This window comes from Pseudomonas sp. LBUM1649 (assembly GCF_059716155.1).
The window spans coordinates 4522049-4538526 of sequence record NZ_CP166807.1 but is presented as its reverse complement, the minus strand read 5'-3'; the positions used below and the strand labels follow the sequence as shown (position 1 = coordinate 4538526).

15 protein-coding genes and 2 pseudogenes are annotated in these 16478 nt (G+C 59.3%); 5 read left to right on the top strand and 12 right to left on the bottom strand.

The features are described from left to right. Positions 1 to 83 precede the first annotated feature (83 nt). From ACA058_RS21005 to ACA058_RS20995, 3 genes are all read left to right on the top strand, one after another. Complete coding sequence (locus tag ACA058_RS21005; RefSeq protein WP_497635736.1) at positions 84 to 305, top strand: DUF1127 domain-containing protein; 222 nt, start codon at positions 84 to 86, stop codon at positions 303 to 305. 162 nt (positions 306 to 467) lie between these two features. Continuing rightward, a complete protein-coding gene (locus tag ACA058_RS21000; RefSeq protein ID WP_497639979.1) occupies positions 468 to 710 on the top strand; it encodes a DUF1127 domain-containing protein in 243 nt (80 codons plus the stop codon). A gap of 67 nt (positions 711 to 777) precedes the next feature. Then, positions 778 to 2007: a winged helix-turn-helix domain-containing protein gene (locus ACA058_RS20995; RefSeq protein WP_497639978.1), complete on the top strand. Its 1230-nt coding sequence runs from the start codon at positions 778 to 780 to the stop codon at positions 2005 to 2007. 159 nt (positions 2008 to 2166) lie between these two features. Here the strand turns inward: ACA058_RS20995 and ACA058_RS20990 are convergent, their stop codons facing one another. Both ACA058_RS20990 and ACA058_RS20985 read right to left on the bottom strand, forming a co-directional pair. Further along, positions 2167 to 3426: an IS256 family transposase gene (locus ACA058_RS20990; protein WP_497635083.1), complete on the bottom strand. Its 1260-nt coding sequence runs from the start codon at positions 3424 to 3426 to the stop codon at positions 2167 to 2169. Between the two features lie 65 nt (positions 3427 to 3491). After that, positions 3492 to 4838, bottom strand: a complete 1347-nt coding sequence (locus ACA058_RS20985; protein WP_497635735.1) for a class II 3-deoxy-7-phosphoheptulonate synthase — start codon at positions 4836 to 4838, stop codon at positions 3492 to 3494. 159 nt (positions 4839 to 4997) lie between these two features. Here ACA058_RS20985 and ACA058_RS20980 point away from each other — a divergent pair, with 159 nt between their 5' ends. Next, the gene (locus tag ACA058_RS20980) at positions 4998 to 5753 is read left to right on the top strand and encodes a spermidine synthase (RefSeq protein WP_497635734.1); all 756 of its coding nucleotides are present in this window, start codon (positions 4998 to 5000) and stop codon (positions 5751 to 5753) included. A gap of 137 nt (positions 5754 to 5890) precedes the next feature. Here ACA058_RS20980 and ACA058_RS20975 read toward each other — a convergent pair whose 3' ends face one another. Further along, the gene (locus tag ACA058_RS20975; protein WP_497635733.1) at positions 5891 to 6682 is read right to left on the bottom strand and encodes a crotonase/enoyl-CoA hydratase family protein; all 792 of its coding nucleotides are present in this window, start codon (positions 6680 to 6682) and stop codon (positions 5891 to 5893) included. 419 nt (positions 6683 to 7101) lie between these two features. Between ACA058_RS20975 and ACA058_RS20970 the strand changes: the two genes are divergently transcribed. Beyond that, positions 7102 to 8775 carry a DEAD/DEAH box helicase gene (locus ACA058_RS20970; RefSeq protein ID WP_497635732.1) on the top strand — a complete coding sequence of 558 codons (1674 nt, stop codon included), beginning with the start codon at positions 7102 to 7104 and terminating at the stop codon, positions 8773 to 8775. A 197-nt stretch (positions 8776 to 8972) separates the two neighbouring features. On the opposite strand, the pseudogene ACA058_RS20965 reads toward ACA058_RS20970, so the two are convergent. The 9 genes and pseudogenes from ACA058_RS20965 to minD all read right to left on the bottom strand — a co-directional run. Next, positions 8973 to 9310 (bottom strand): annotated as a pseudogene (locus ACA058_RS20965) (mechanosensitive ion channel family protein); the annotation flags it as partial. 15 nt (positions 9311 to 9325) lie between these two features. Continuing rightward, positions 9326 to 9636: pseudogene (locus ACA058_RS20960) on the bottom strand (mechanosensitive ion channel family protein); the annotation flags it as partial. Between the two features lie 25 nt (positions 9637 to 9661). After that, a complete protein-coding gene (locus ACA058_RS20955; RefSeq protein WP_008056983.1) occupies positions 9662 to 9838 on the bottom strand; it encodes a hypothetical protein in 177 nt (58 codons plus the stop codon). 179 nt (positions 9839 to 10017) lie between these two features. Next, positions 10018 to 11307: a M18 family aminopeptidase gene (locus ACA058_RS20950; RefSeq protein ID WP_497635731.1), complete on the bottom strand. Its 1290-nt coding sequence runs from the start codon at positions 11305 to 11307 to the stop codon at positions 10018 to 10020. 96 nt (positions 11308 to 11403) lie between these two features. Next, positions 11404 to 12495: a hypothetical protein gene (locus ACA058_RS20945; RefSeq protein WP_497635730.1), complete on the bottom strand. Its 1092-nt coding sequence runs from the start codon at positions 12493 to 12495 to the stop codon at positions 11404 to 11406. Positions 12496 to 13015: 520 nt separating this feature from the next. Continuing rightward, on the bottom strand, positions 13016 to 14320 hold the full coding sequence (locus tag ACA058_RS20940; protein ID WP_497639904.1) for an IS4 family transposase: 1305 nt from the start codon (positions 14318 to 14320) through the stop codon (positions 13016 to 13018). A gap of 253 nt (positions 14321 to 14573) precedes the next feature. Beyond that, positions 14574 to 15209, bottom strand: coding sequence for an RluA family pseudouridine synthase (locus ACA058_RS20935; protein ID WP_497635729.1), 636 nt, complete (start codon positions 15207 to 15209; stop codon positions 14574 to 14576). A gap of 76 nt (positions 15210 to 15285) precedes the next feature. Continuing rightward, entirely contained in the window at positions 15286 to 15540 is a 255-nt protein-coding gene (gene minE, locus ACA058_RS20930; RefSeq protein ID WP_007974947.1) for a cell division topological specificity factor MinE, read from the bottom strand. 3 nt (positions 15541 to 15543) lie between these two features. Beyond that, positions 15544 to 16356: a septum site-determining protein MinD gene (minD, locus tag ACA058_RS20925; RefSeq protein WP_008056976.1), complete on the bottom strand. Its 813-nt coding sequence runs from the start codon at positions 16354 to 16356 to the stop codon at positions 15544 to 15546. Positions 16357 to 16478 lie beyond the last annotated feature (122 nt).

The window sequence follows — 16478 nt, the reverse complement described above, 5'->3', positions numbered from 1 at the left end:
GAGATGGTTACCATCAGAAACATTCGTTGGATTGATCTTAGCCCTGGGCAGAGACTTGGGCCATCCAAACGGAGGGCAACAAGATGAAAGGTCAACATGAGTTTCACGGCGCTGAAAAACATTCGATTCACCTGGTATCCGATCTGTTGCACAAGGTCAGCCGCTGGTACGAGCTGCACCGTGAGCGCGAATTGCTAGCAAGCATGAGTGATGAAGCGTTGAAGGACATCGGCTTGAGTCGTGCCGACGTCGCGCAGGAAGCTGAACTGCACTTCTGGCAAGACCCGATGGGCAATGGAAAGTAGGCTCGACGACCCATGGAAATGTCCTGTCACTACCTCATCATCCCGGCCAAAGCCCGAGCTGATGGGGTAGACGCGAGCCCGAAACAGATGGTCATAGAGCTTTGCTGGAGCCTGTTTCTGCACTGGCTGAAGATCCTCTCCCCAACATTGAGGAGTGGTGTCATGGAACGACGAGGCATTGAAGGGATAGGCATTGAAGAGAGAGACACGAGGCATGCACTGCTCAGGCTACGACAGCCAGTCTGGGCGGCGATCACGCAATTGCAGCGCTGGCGCCAACTGAGAAGGGATCGAACCGAACTGGCGCGATTGAGCGATGACTGCTTGCGCGATATTGGCTTGAGTCGAGCCGATGTCCGTCGGGAGTCAGCGCGCCCGTTCTGGGATGATCCACTCAAGCGATGAGGCGTTGGCATTGGCGTTTTTCCCACCTGCCGCTAAGGTGGGAAGAGCCTTGCAGATGAGCCGTCAGATGCCTGCGTCCCTGTCCTTTTCCTTGAAACAAGCCAGACGTATGGCGCTGACCGCCCAAGGTTTTGCCGGGCGCCAGTCGCCAGTGTCGGTCAAGCCAGCCGGGATCAACCGATTGATCGAACGCTTGGGAATTTTGCAGATCGACTCGGTCAATGCGCTGGTGCGTTCGCACTACCTGCCGCTGTTTTCCCGGCTTGGCCATTATTCCGCGGACTTGCTCGACCAGGCTGCCTGGAGCCAGGGGCGACACCGTACCTTGTTCGAATACTGGGGGCATGAAGCGTCCTTGCTGCCGTTGTCGATATACCCGTTGATGCGCTGGCGCATGCGGCGGGCAAGCCGTGGTGAAGACATTTATCAGCAACTGGCGCGTTTCGGTCGTGAACAGCAGGACACGGTTCAGCGGGTGCTGGCCTGCGTTCAAGAGCGGGGCGCGTTGGGCGCCGGCAGCCTCTCGACTCGCCAGGAACGGGCAGGGCCCTGGTGGGACTGGAGCGCGGAAAAGCATGCGCTGGAATGGCTGTTCGCCGCCGGTGAAGTGACAGTGGCCGGCAGGCGTGGCTTCGAACGGCTTTATGACTTGCCGGAGCGGGTCATTCCTTCGACGATTCTGGCGCAACCGCTGCTCAGCGAGGCTGAGGCCCAGCGCGGGCTGATACGGCATGCCGCATCAGCCTTGGGCGTCGGTACCGAGAAAGACCTGCGTGACTATTTTCGCTTGAGCCCCGCGGACAGTCGTCCGCGTCTGGCGGAGTTGATCGAGGCCGGCGAATTGCTCTGCTGCGAAGTCGAGGGCTGGCGGCAACCTGCTTATTGCCTGTCTGAGCCGAAGGTGCGGCGCAAGGTTGAGGCCAGCGCGTTGCTTTCTCCGTTTGATTCGCTGATCTGGGAACGCAGCCGTACCGAGCGCCTGTTCGATTTTCGCTACCGGCTGGAGATCTACACGCCCCCGGACAAGCGGGTCTATGGCTATTACGTCCTGCCGTTTTTGCACAATGAACGGATTGCCGCGCGGGTCGACCTGCGTGCCGAACGGGCTGCAGGGCGGTTGGCGGTGAATGCGGTGCATGAAGAAGAGCAAGGGCTGGATGATGAAGGAATGCTGGCGTTGGCGGTCAATTTGCGGCGGATGGCGGATTGGCTGGGGCTGGCGCGGATCCAGTTGAATTGCCCGCGGGCGAGTGCGGCAAGGTTGAGGGTGGCATTGGCCAATATTGATGGTGCCTGAGACGACCCCATCGCGAGCAAGCTCGCTCCCACAGTTGACCGAGTTGCCCTGTAGGACACGGTCCAATGTGGGAGCGAGCTTGCTCGCGATGGGGTCGGGAGAGTGTCAGATTTTTTGTGTGCGGGCCGGTAACAGCCTGCCGTAAGGCAGGCCTTCATTTCACCAAGTTGGCCTGATGAATCGATCTCCGTACAAAACCGCGAACTGATTCATTGCGTTCTTCCAGTCATGGGCCGGACTGCCCCAATTGGCGGTGATATTTTGCAGTGCCAGCCAGATCAGCTTTGTCGCCGCATCATCGGTTGGAAAATGTCCTCTTGTCTTGATGATCTTGCGCAACTGAGCATTGATGCTCTCGATGGCGTTGGTGGTGTAGATCACTTTTCGTATGGCTGGCGGGAAGATGAAAAACGGGATGACTCGGTCCCAGGCACGCCTCCAGGCAGCAGCCACCGTTGGATATTGTTTACCCCAAGGTCCAGATTCGAAGGCATCTAAAGCCTGCTCGGCAACTTCAGCGTTGAGTGCTTGATAAATCGGCTTCAGGGCTTTGGCCAGTTCGCGACGTTTATCCCAGGCCGCGTAATCAAGGCTGTTACGGATCAAGTGGACGATGCAGGTCTGCAGCGTCGTCTGAGGGAACACCGCACTCAAGGCTTCTGGCATGCCTTTGAGTCCGTCAGTGACAGCGATCAAAACGTCTTCGACGCCTCGAGTCTTGAGGTCATTGAAAACCTTCATCCAGAACTTGGCACCCTCGGTCGTTTCAATCCAGATGCCCAGAATATCTCGTGTACCGTCCGGCAATACGCCCAGGGCTAAGTAAATGGCCTTGTTGCGAACCACCCCCTCGTCACGGATTTTGACCCGCAGAGCATCGAAGAAAATGACTGGGTACATGGGTTCAAGTGGTCGCTGCTGCCAAGCACTGACCTCTTCCAGAACTGCATCGGTGACTGAGCTGATGAAGTCATGGGAGACATCTGTGCCGTATTGCTCCGATAGAAATGCACGAATCTCGCGCACGCTCATGCCGCGTGCATACATGGCAATAATCTTGTCATCGAAGCCGGTAAAGCGGCGCTCGTGCTTGGGGATCAGAATCGGAGCAAAGCTGCCATCGCGGTCTCTGGGGATGTCCAGGCGAAGCGGGCCGTCATCGGTCAGCACGGTCTTGCCGCTCTTACCATTACGCTGGTTGCTCGACTCCTCAGGGCGCTGCGCGCCCTGAGGGTAGCCAAGGTGGTGGCCGAGTTCGGCTCCCAAGGCTCGTTCAATCAGCGCCTTTTTGAACGCCATCGAAGCGTCCTGAATGGCTTCGGCACTCATCGGACCGTTCACGAACTGGTCGATCAGCTCTTTTGGAATGGATGGAAGGTCACGCTGGGCCTCGCGGGCCGGTTTCTTTTTGGTCGGCATACATGCACCTCTTCAACATGTTATGCCCGAACACAAAATTTATGACAGTCCCATGTCGGCGCTATTTAACGCCGAACCTGTTTCAATGTCTCGGCAATCAAAAATGCCAGCTCCAGCGACTGATCGGCATTCATTCGCGGGTCGCAATGGGTGTGGTAGCGATCCGACAAGCCGTCCTCGGTGATCGGCCGCGCACCGCCGATGCACTCGGTGACGTTTTGCCCGGTCATCTCGATGTGGATGCCGCCGGCGTAACTGCCTTCGGCTTCGTGGACCTGGAAGAACTGCTTCACTTCGCCAAGAATCTGCGCGAAGTCGCGGGTCTTGTAGCCGCTACTGGCCTTGATGGTGTTGCCGTGCATCGGATCGGAACTCCAGAGCACTTGCCGGCCTTCTCGCTGGACGGCGCGGATCAGCTGTGGCAAATGATCGCCGACCTTGTTCGCGCCCATCCGTGCGATCAGGTTCAGGCGACCCGGATCGTTGTCGGGGTTGAGCACGTCGATCAGGCGGATCAGGTCTTCGGGGTTCATGCTCGGGCCGACCTTGACCCCGATCGGATTGTTCACCCCGCGCAGGAATTCGACATGCGCGCCGTCGAGCTGACGGGTGCGGTCGCCGATCCACAGCATGTGGGCCGAACAGTCGTAATAGTCGTTGGTCAGGCTGTCGCGACGGACAAAGGCTTCCTCATAATTGAGCAGCAGCGCTTCGTGGGCGGTGAAGAAACTGGTTTCGCGCAGTTGCGGCGAGCTGTCCATGCCACAGGCGCGCATGAACGCCAGGGTTTCATCGATGCGGTCGGCCAGGTGGCTGTACTTTTCCGCCAGGGCCGAATTGGCGATGAAATCAAGGTTCCACTTGTGTACCTGGTGCAAGTCGGCAAACCCGCCCTGGGCGAAGGCGCGCAGCAGGTTCAGGGTGGCGGTGGACTGGTGGTACGACTGCAGCAGGCGTTCCGGGTCCGGCACGCGGCTTTTTTCATCGAAACCGATGCCGTTGACGATATCGCCACGGTAGGCCGGCAGTGTCACGCCGTCGATGGTCTCGTCGTTGGCCGAGCGAGGTTTGGCGAACTGTCCGGCCATGCGCCCGACCTTGACCACCGGGCAGCCGGCCGCGAACGTCATGACAATGGCCATTTGCAGCAGCACCTTGAAGGTGTCGCGGATTTTCGCGGCGGAAAACTCGGCGAAACTTTCGGCGCAGTCGCCGCCCTGCAGCAAAAACGCTCGCCCCTGGGTCACTTCGGCAAACTGACGGCGCAATTCCCGGGCTTCCCCGGCAAACACCAGCGGCGGGTAGCTGGCCAGGGTCTGCTCGACGTGCTGCAGATGCGCCACGTCGGGGTATTGGGGTTGTTGCTGGATCGGCAAGGCGCGCCAGCTGTCAGGACTCCAGGGTTGGCTCATCATGATCTCTAGTGTTTTACGCTCGGACGTCCATGTTATCAGCAATTAGTGCGTGACCTGTTCCCGTCGCTTCGCGGACAATCGCGCCTTTGCCGCTTCCGCTGCGGTTTATCGCGTTGCTGTTTGCCCAAGAAGGCCCGGCAACGATCAGGAGACGAAATGACTGAGGAGCGCGTCGAGCATCTGCTCGCCGAGGTGCAGGACGAATTTGGCGTGATTCGCGTGCTGGAAGTGGCCGATTACCGCTTTCTCGAATTCGGTGATGCCATCGAGCAAAGTTGCGTGTTCACGGCCGATCCGAGCTGGCTTGAGTACGACTATACCCGGGCGATGCTGATTGGAGCGCTGTGCCATGAACAGCCGGAAAGCGCGCTGTTCCTGGGGCTCGGTGCCGGTACGCTGACCCAGGCCTGCCTGAAGTTCCTGCCGCTGGAAGATGTCGAAGCCATCGAGCTGCGCCCGGATGTGCCGCGCCTGGCCATCGAATACCTGGGGCTGGATGATGACCCACGCCTGTACATCCGGGTAGGCGATGCACTGGAGCTGCTCGACAGCGCCGAGCCGGCGGACCTGATTTTCGTCGACCTGTATACCGACGTTGGTCCGGGTGTCGGGCATCTGGCCTGGTCGTTTCTGGAAAATTGCCAGAAACGCCTGAATCCGGGAGGCTGGCTGGTGATCAACCAATGGGCCACCGACGATGGCAAGCCACTGGGCGCCGCGTTGCTGCGCGGGCTTTATCATCGGCATTACTGGGAACTGCCGGTGAAGGAGGGCAACGTGATCCTGATCGTGCCTTCCGAACTGGATCAGGTGCTGAACATGGAAAGCCTGGCCGATCGGGCCGAAGCGCTGGCGCCGCGGTTGGGGTATTCGTTGCAGTCGTTGATCAAGGTGATTCGCCCGGCGACATAAGCCGGTGGCTGTGAGGGCCTCATCGCGGGCAAGCCAGGCTCCTACAGGTTTTGTGTCGTTCACTTTTTCTGTGTACAACACAAAACCTGTAGGAGCATGGCTTGCCCGCGATAGCTATATCAATGTCGACGCAAATATCAACATCCTTTGAATACGCCGGGCCGCCGCTCAACCAGCGACCGCACACCTTCCTGGGCATCCTCGCTGACCAGCAATTTCTTCACCAGCGCCGGCAACCCCTGCGCCGCCGCCGTTTCCCCTTCATAACGGGCCTGCCGGGCAGACATCAGCGTTGCCTGAACCCCAAGCGGCGCCTGCCGGGCGATTCGCTCGGCCAGTTCAATCGCCCGCGGCAGCAAATCCTCGCTGGCCATGACTTCCTGCACCAGACCCAGGTGCAAGGCATCATGGGCATCGAACTCGTCGCCGGTCAGCATCCAGCGCATCGCGTTGCCCCAGCCAGCAACCTGGTGCAGGCGCAAGGTGGCGCCGCCGAAGGGGAAGATGCCGCGCTGCACTTCCATTTGCGCGAAGCGGGTGTTGCTGGCGCACAGGTTGATATCGGCGGCCAGCATCAACTCGATACCGATGGTCAGGCAGTAGCCCTGGGCGGCGACGATCACCGGTTTGCTGACCCTGGGCCCGGCGAAGACACCCCACGGGTCGCAGCCGCCGGGCGGGGCTTGCCAGCCTTCGGTCAGTGCCGCGCTGGCATTGACCAGGTCCAGGCCGGCGGTAAAATGTTCGCCATGGCCGAAGACCACGGCCACACGTGCTTCGCTGTCGGCTTCGAATTCACCGTAGGCCAGGCTCAATTCGTTGAGCAGGTCGAGATCAAAGGCGTTGCGTTTGGCGACCCGGTCCAGTCCGATCAACAGGACATGACCACGCTTTTCACGGCTCACGCGGCTGGTATTGAGCTCTTTCATGCTGCATTTCCTCAAGCGGGAGAGGGGGCGCAGACCAGAGGTCTGTGGCGGGTGGGTGAACCGTTTTAGCGTCATCGCCCGCAGGGCAGGGCCCTTGAAAAGTAGACGTTCGCGCGATTATCCGCAAAGCCTGTGACAAACGCAGTGTGCGGGAGTTTTGCGATAAAAAAAGCTCCCTTTTTCGGCAAATTCCGGTATAGTGCGCGCCGGCCTTTAGCCGGGCCGCGTTTAGGTGGCGCAATTCCCCGAAGTCAGATTCGGTTGCACGTTCGCCCAACGAACACTTCCTAAACGATTCTTTCATTCATTCGTTTTCGCAAATCCCCGCCGACAAAGCTGCCAGGGCGACTCTTGAGTCTCAACACGGCACGCGCAGCTTTGGAGCATGGGTCTTTGCGGATGCACTTAGAGGCAGACCCATGACCCAGGAATCCGGCGGATTCGCCGCTTTTAATCTTAATCCGAATATTCTTGCAGCCGTCATCGCGACTGGCTACGAAGAGCCATCGGCTATTCAGCAGCAATCGATCCCGATCATCATGGCCGGACACGACATGATTGGTCAGGCGCAAACCGGTACGGGTAAAACCGCAGCGTTCGCCCTGCCGATCCTGCATCGCATCGATCCTGCAAAGCGCGAACCGCAAGCCCTGATCCTGGCGCCAACTCGTGAGTTGGCGCTGCAAGTAGCAACCGCTTTTGAAACTTACGCCAAGCAAATGCCCGGCGTTACCGTTGTGGCCGTTTACGGCGGCGCGCCTATGGGCCCGCAACTGAAAGCAATCCGTAATGGCGCACAGATCGTTGTCGCTACTCCGGGCCGTCTGTGCGACCACCTGCGTCGTGACGAAAAAGTACTGGCGACCGTGAACCACCTGGTTCTCGACGAAGCCGACGAAATGCTCAAACTGGGCTTCATGGACGACCTCGAAGTCATCTTCAAGGCCCTGCCTGCAACCCGTCAGACCGTATTGTTCTCGGCTACCCTGCCGCAGTCGATCCGTGCCATTGCCGAACGCCATCTGCGCGATCCGCAACACGTGAAGATCCAGACCAAGACTCAGACCGTTACCGCGATCGAACAGGCTCACCTGTTGGTTCACGCTGACCAGAAGACCTCGGCTGTATTGAGCCTGCTGGAAGTGGAAGACTTCGACGCCCTGATCATGTTCGTGCGCACCAAGCAAGCGACCCTGGACCTGGCAAGTGCCCTGGAAGCCAAAGGCTACAAAGCCGCTGCGCTGAACGGTGACATTGCCCAGAACCAGCGTGAGCGCGTGATCGACTCCCTCAAGGATGGCCGTCTGGACATCGTTGTGGCGACCGACGTTGCTGCTCGTGGCCTGGACGTTCCGCGCATCACTCACGTGTTCAACGTTGACATGCCGTACGATCCGGAATCCTACGTTCACCGTATCGGCCGTACCGGCCGTGCCGGTCGCGAAGGTCGTGCGCTGCTGCTGGTGACTCCACGTGAGCGCCGCATGCTGCAAGTGATCGAGCGTGTAACCGGTCAAAAGGTTGCTGAAGTTCGCCTGCCGGACGCTCAAGCCGTTCTGGATGCGCGCATCAAGAAGCTGACCAACAGCCTGTCGCCGCTGGTAGCTGATGCCGAATCGACCCACGGTGATCTGCTCGATCGCCTGACCGCCGACATCGGTTGCAGCCCGCGTGCCCTGGCCGCAGCCCTGCTGCGCAAGGCAACCAACGGTCAAGCGCTGACCCTGGCCGCTATCGAGAAAGAACGCCCACTGGTGCCGAATAACGCACCGCGTGGCGATCGTCCAGAGCGTTCCGGTGATCGTCCTGAGCGTGGTGATCGCGAGCGTCGCGCACCAATGCCACTGGCTGAAGGCCGTGCTCGTTGCCGTACCGCGCTGGGTGCGCGTGATGGCATCGCTGCCAAGAACCTGCTGGGCGCCATCCTCAACGAAGGTGGTCTGGCGCGTGAAGCCATCGGTCGCATCCAGGTGCGTGACAGCTTCAGCCTCGTCGAGCTGCCGGAAGATGGTCTGGAGCGTCTGCTGACCAAACTGAAGGACACTCGCGTTGCCGGTAAGCAGTTGAAGCTGCGTCGCTACCGCGAAGATTGATCCGCCCTCGGGCTGATTGATCGAACATAAAAAATCCCCGACTGGTTCGGGGATTTTTTATGCCTGTGATTTGTTGTAGGAGCGAGCATGCTCCGGACGGCGATCCGACGATGGTCGTCAACGAAAACGCTGGCTGCCTGACACCCCGCGGTGCTTGCTCCTCCATCGTCGGAACGCCGCCCGGACCATGCTCGCTCCTACACCCCGCCCGCCGTTACCACCTGAATGCTCATGCGCGGTGTCGCCAGTTCCAGCCCGGCTTCATCCAGATGCCGTTTGAGCGACAGGTTGAACGCCCGTGACACTTCCCATTGCTTGATCGGAGCGGTCTTGAACCGGGCCCGCAGAATCGCATTGCCGGACTCGAAACTTTCCACGCCCTGAAATTCCAGGGGCGACCAGATATTGCGCCGTTGCAGCGGATCGGTGCGGCAGGCACCGCGACCCGGAAGATCGCGTAGCCAAATTCCTGGGAGTAATTCTTGATGCTCTTGATTTCGCTGAACGGAATGGTGTGGACGATGCCGCCGACGTCCACGTAGTCGTCGTGCACCATGGCCAGGCTTTTACCTAGTGACGACGGCAGGGCGTAACTCATGTAGACAGTGATGACCAGGGCAATCAGCCACGGCCCCAGCTTGCGCAGGGCGAAAAGCAGCATGTCCAAGGCCCTGGGGTGTTGCGGCAGGGTTTTTGCCGAGGCTGCCAAGCAGGCTCGGCAGCCCGATGGCCTTGGCAGGTGCTGATGGCATCAGCGTCACCAGGCAGATAAGGAAAAGGCACGGCAGGGCGAATAGACGAGCGAACACTAGACGGTCAACCTCGAAATGGGCAGATCGACCGAGTGTACGAGCCCGTCAAAACCAATGCGAGCCGGGCTAGGGATTTATTCGTTGAGTTTGGCGAGGATCTTGAAGATCACCGTGGCCAGGATCAACAACATGCCGAGCCACATGGCGAGCACACCCGCGTTCTTGTCGCGAAAATTGAAACCGACTGCCAGCATGATCATCCCGATAAGAATAGGGATCAGCATGGCGTGGAACGAAGACATCGTGATCATTGCGACTGCCTTGTCAAAAGGGATAGTTAAAGTCTAGGTGGCTTTTTGCAGGGTGCTGTCTGTAGGAGCGAGCATGCTCGCGATGAACCTGAGAGCTCCACGGGGTGTCAGGCTCCCCTCGTCATCGTTGACGACCATCGCGAGCAAGCTCGCTCCTACAAATACAGATAAATGCGGGCCTACGGCAGCTCGCGACAGGCGTAGAACGCGCTGAGCACCTTGACCAGATGCGCCAGGTCATGGCTGCCGCACAGTTCGCGGATCGAATGCATGGCGAAGGTCGGCAGGCCGATGTCCACGGTACGTACACCCAGGTGGCTGGCGGTGATTGGGCCGATGGTTGACCCGCAACCCATGTCGCTGCGCACCACGAAGCTCTGGACCGGCACTTCTTCGGCCATGCACAGGTGACGGAAGAACCCGGCGGTTTCGCTGTTGGTGGCGTAGCGCTGGTTGCTGTTGACCTTGATCACGGGGCCGGCGTTGAGTTTTGGGCCGTGATTGGCATCGTGCTTGTCGGCGTAGTTGGGGTGCACGCCATGGGCGTTGTCGGCCGAAACCAGCAGGGATTTCTGAATGGTGCGCACGAATTCATCACCTTCTGGCAGCAGGCGACGCAGCGTCTGCTCCAGCATCGGACCGTCGGCGCCACAGGCCGAACACGAACCGACTTCCTCGTGGTCATTGCAGACCAGGACGCAGGTTTCGTCGGTGTCGGTGGTCAGTAGCGCTTGCAGGCCGGCATAGCATGACAGCAGGTTGTCCAGGCGCGCGCCGGCGATGAAATCCCCATGCAGGCCGATGACGGCCGCGCCTTGGGTGTCGTAGAAGCTCAGTTCGTAATCCAGCACCACATCGGCGTTCAGGCCGTGTTCGCGGGCAAGCTGGTCGGTGAGCACGGCGCGGAAATCCACGCGCTCGTCACCGGCGAATTGCGCAAGTACCGGTGGCAGCTCGGTCTGGGCGTTGATTGCCCAGCCCATGTTGGCTTCACGATTGAGGTGAATGGCCAGGTTGGGGATGATCGCGATCGGCGCCTTGAAGTCGATCAGCTGGCTCTCGACCTTGCCATCACGACGGAAGGTGACGCGGCCGGCCAGGGACAGGTCGCGGTCGAACCAGGGGGCCAACAGGGCGCCGCCATAGACTTCGACGCCCAACTGCCAGAAACCCTGGCGTTGCAATTCCGGCTGAGGCTTGACCCGCAGGCACGGGCTGTCGGTGTGGGCCCCGACCAGGCGAATGCCGCCGTGCAGCGGCGAGTGCCGGCCCATCTTGATCGCGACGATCGACGAGTCGTTGCGGGTGACGTAGTAGCGACCATTGGCCTCGGTGTTCCATGGCTCGCGTTCATCCAGGCGTTGGAAGCCCGCCGCTTCCAGTCGCTGAACAAGGCTGGCGGTGGCATGGAACGGGGTAGGGGAGGCCTTGAGGAAATCGATCAGGCCTTGGTTCAACTCTTCGCGCATAAGTAGCTCCAGACAGCAATGGCGCCAGTTTAACGTATTGGCCCGACGCATTGGACAAGAGCTTTCAGCGCCGGGCCGGTATCGTGCGCCAGGGGGTCAATGTGTCATCCGCTCGCGCAGGTAAGCAATGATGGTTTGTTCGTCGGAGGACCTTGCCGGCCGGGGCAGATGTTTTGGCCAGTGCCCCTTTTCCGTGCCGAAGAACCTCTTCTGTTTGTCTTCATCCCAACGCAGGATTTCTCGGGAAGCGGACTCCCACCATTCATGGCGGCACACTTCGTAATACGGATGTTCAGGCGCCGCGCTTCCATACAGCAGGTCACGACCGACCTTTTTCATGCTCTTGTGCTTATTGCGCAGTTTCCACTTGATGCGCAGGCGCTGCCAGGGTGAAGGCACGGGTTTGCAGCGTGGGACTTCTGTGCACAGGGCCGGCAGCTCGGGACGGAACTGCTCGCCATGACGGGTGAAAAAATGCTTCTGCATGGCATGGAAGAAGCGTTTTTCAGCGAAGTAGTGATAAATGAATTTCTTCGCTTCCTGAACGGGTTGGTTGCGCATCGCGAACGACAGGGCGATTTGCTCGATGGTATGGATGTCGAACGAGCCTTGGGTCCATTCATCGATCAGGCGGATCGATTCTTCGAGTAACGGCGTATCACCGTCTGTGACACCGCACAGCCCGCTGTTATACAGCTTGAAACTGTTGTTGGACGAGATGCCATGGGCTTGCAGGCAGCGGCCAAGCTTGACGTAGTCCGGACGTTCGCAGACGTAGCTCCAGTCGTACTCGAAACGGTCCATGACATAGCGCCCGGGCTCGATCCGTTCGAAAACGCGATGCGGCGATTCCAGAAACAGCGTATCGGTGTCGACGAACAGCGTCTTGTGCGCAAGCGTCAGCCCTTGGGCAATGGCGCAGGCCTTGCGTCGGTGGTGATAGCCGTTTTCGCCCTGCCATTGGGCCATGGTCTGCTCGCTCAGGGCGACGGTGTCGACCGGCCAGCCAGCATAATCCTCTGGGCGATCGGTCATGACCCTGATGCACAGCGACTCACCCCGTTTGAGCTGTGCCAGGGCGGTGAGCATGCTGAATTTGGCTTCGCGCCGGTAAACATCCTGGTTGCCATAGATGAGGTAGAGCAACTGGTGCGGTGTTTTCTCTAGGGGGGACAGCGCTTCGCGCATAAGTAGCTCCAGGCAACAGAAACGCAAGTTTACCGTATTGGCCTGGGGCAATGCAGGTGCGCTGTTGTGATCGTTCCCACGCTCTGCGTGGGAATGCATCCTGTGACGCTCCGCGTCACCATTGCGCATGGCTCACGTCATGCGTCGTCAGCGGAACGCGGAGCGTCCCTGGCGGCATTCCCACGCGGAGCGTGGGAACGATCCCATCAGGTACAGCCGCAAAAGTCAGGTCGGCTGTCAGGCCGCCTCGCTTTGGCTTTAGATTTGGGCGCCCCGTTAAACCACGATGGCCGAACGCAGGCATTGCGCAGTGGGTAAACCGGCAGGGCGCCGGGTTGCCGTGCTAAGGCAACAAACTCTTCTTTCAGGCTCATGGTATCTCTCGTGTCCCAGGGCATGATGGTTTTCCGGCGAAGTTGGCTCGCCGAAAAGTGTCCACCATGTCCCCGCACACCCGTCAACCATGTGTCCGGTCCGTACAGGCGTTTGAAAAAGGGACTCGCCGTAAGGGCCATCCCTTTCAAGGTCTTTTGACTTTTGCGGCCTTGAGCACCCGATCCGTCGACACATGGGCATGCACTGCCTTACCTTCAAGCCACTCCTTGGGCTTGGGCACCTTTGGGCCACGTATGCTTTTGGCGACCTGTTTGGGTTTGATATTCCTGGCCAGCGCCAACAGGCGCTGTGCCGGAGTTTCTGAGGTCGATTGAAGTGATAAGTAATCTGAAGGCAACGCGATCTGCATGCCCTCATAACCGCTACGCACTTGCACGGTCAGGTGGAAGATCGAAGCCTCCCATCCCTCTGGCTGCGTTTGGCGATGAGCCTGCTCAACGCTGCGCTTAAGCACTGACAACACGTTGTAGGCCAACACCGCCGAAGCAAACCCGAGCAGGGCCGCCTTGGGGTTGCTCAAGGTTGCGATTTCACTGTCCAGCACCGATTCCAGGCGTTGGAACATCCCTTCGATACTCCAGCGACGACGGTACAAGTCGGCTATTTGCTCAGCGCTGATGGTCTCAGGCAAGTTGCTCCAGAACAACAACGTGGTGTCGCCTGATTCGGTAGCTTTTTGCAGGTTCAGCTCGACACGCCGCCACTGACGTCCACCTTTCACTTCGATGATTTGCTCACGCACGCTTCCCGTCGCGACCGCGACAGGTTCCTGCCAGTCGCCTTCCTGAAGCAGGCGCGGATGCTTACTCGGCTCACGAACAATGAATGCAGCCCCGGCGTCTTCACAGGCCTCCATGACCGGGAGCGTGCAGTAGAGTCGATCCGCCATCCACAACTGGCCCGCACTGGCGTTTTCCAGCAACGGCAGCACACCGACGCGCTCACTGGCATAAGCATCTTCACAGGGTTGGAGATCGACGACCTGGTCCAGATCAGGGTCGTAAACCACGACCGAAAAACCAGGCCGGGCGGCACCTCGTTCACGGCGCAAAGCACCCAGACGTTTTTCACTGGAAGGCAGGTGGTTGCCGTCAACGACCCGCAGTTGCCAGCCGGGCAAAATGGCAGAACAGCCCAACTCCTCAATCGTCGGAGTCAGGCGCTGCGCACTGCCGCTCACCAAGGCGCGCAGCAGCGCGGGCTCTGTGCGGCTGACCTTGTCGTAAAGCGCCGCCAAGCTGACGGGCAGATCATCCATCTGCCGTGCAGCGGCATGCAGCGAAGGCCGCAACCCCAGTGAAACAAGGGACATCAGCTCAACGATGGTCGAAAACAAAAGCTCACGCGGGTACTGGCGTTGACGGTGTTCTTCGAACACCTGATCGACCCACTCAGCTGCAATGGCCTGCTCCAACACCAATTTGGCCATGACACTGGCCGGTGCTTTTTTCTCGAACCGCGCTAAAACCTCTGCCCACATCGTCTCGTCTTCCTGACCGGAGTTTTTGGAGGATTTTAACAAAGACCTTGAAAGGGATGGCCGTAAGGGCGAAACCCTAAGTGGCCGTTACCGCAGCAATGGATATCCCCCCAATTCAGTTCTTATATACAACCCCATGCTTATGTGAACAGCATTACCTTCAGAGGGGGGGCGTTTTCAATGAGCTTCGATAGTCATTCACTCAAAAAGGCGCAGGGCACTCGAAGCGCAGTCGCTGACCGCTTTGTGGGTGAGTGAAGCTGAGCATGCTTGCATGCAGGCAGAGTCGCGGCCAGGCGGCCAGGGCTTGCTCATGGGCGTAGAGTCCGTCGCCCAGCAGTGGATGACCGATCGACAGCATGTGCACGCGCAATTGGTGCGAGCGTCCGGTGATCGGCGTGAGTTCGACCCGACACCAGTCGCCACAGCGTTCCAGCACGCGCCAGAAGGTCAGGGCGTGTTTGCCGAATTCATGGTCCACCACGTGGCGTGGCTTGGTCGGAGGGTCGTAGCGCAGCGGCAAGTCGATGCTGCCACTGTCGAGCCCCGGCTGGCCCCAGCACAATGCGGTGTAGGCTTTTTCGGTTTCGCGGTCGTGAAATTGCCTGGACAGTTCGCGGTGAGTGTCGGCATCGCGGGCCAGCAGGATGATGCCGGAGGTTTCCCAATCCAGTCGATGGACGATTCGCGCTTCCGGGTAGCCGTTTTCCTGCAGGCGGGTAATCAGGCAGTCCTTGTTGTCGTCGGCCCGGCCGGGCACGGAGAGCAACAGGGTGGGTTTGTTCACCACCAGGACAGCGGCGTCCTCATGGATGATGTGGATATTGGACAGCGGCATCAAACAGCCTCGTTACAAACGCCAACGGCGGTTCAGGCCTGCAGGCCTGAACCGCCGTGGTTCCAGCCGGATCGACTCAGCGATCTGGCAGGGTGATATTGAGTTCCAGAATCGAGCAGCTGCCCTGGCTTTCCAGTGCGACGTGCACGTCATCGGACCCGATATTGACGTACTTGCGAATCACCTCGACCAGTTCCTTCTGCAAGGCCGGCAGGTAATCCGGGGTACTGCGTTGGCCGCGTTCGTGCGCCACGATGATCTGTAGACGCTCTTTCGCTACCGACGCGGTGCTTTGCTTTTTGTTGGCACGAAAGAAGTCAAAAAGGTTCATTGCTTAGTTGCCTCCAAACAGGCGCTCGAAGAATCCCTTCTTCTGTACATCGAGGAAACGATGTTCCACGGTTTTGCCCAACAGGCGGTCCACGGTGTCGCTGTAGGCCTGGCCGGCATCGCTCTGGTCGTCGAGAATCACCGGAACGCCCTGGTTGGATGCCTTGAGCACCGCCTGGGATTCAGGGATCACGCCGAGCAGGGCCACCGAGAGGATCTCCTTGACGTCTTCGACGCCGAGCATTTCGCCCTTGCTCACACGCTCTGGATGGTAACGGGTAATCAGCAGGTGTTCCTTGATCGGGTCTTCCCCGCGCTCGGCGCGACGGGACTTGCTGGCCAGCAGGCCGAGCATGCGGTCGGAGTCACGCACCGAGGATACTTCCGGGTTGGTCACAACGATCGCTTCGTCAGCGAAGTACATGGCCAGGTGGGCGCCTTTTTCGATACCCGCCGGGGAGTCGCAGACCACGAACTCGAAGTCTTCCTTGAGTTGCATCAGGACTTTTTCCACGCCTTCGACCGTCAGCGCGTCTTTGTCACGGGTCTGGCTGGCCGCCAGTACGTAGAGGTTTTCCAGGCGCTTGTCTTTGATCAGGGCCTGTTGCAGGTTGGCTTCGCCGTTGACCACGTTGACGAAGTCGTACACCACGCGGCGCTCGCAACCCATGATCAGATCGAGGTTACGCAAACCGACGTCGAAGTCGACGATGACTGTTTTGTGACCGCGCAGAGCGAGGCCGGTACCGATAGCGGCGCTGGTGGTGGTCTTACCCACACCACCCTTGCCGGATGTAACCACGAGAATCTTGGCCAAGGTGTTTCACCCCTAAGGAAAAAGGACTTTTAGCCCCTGAAAAACATCTCTTGAAAAACTACAGCAGTTGGACAGCCTTGGCTGGAATTTGGCCGCAGACGGCGTTTACCCCCGGTAAACAC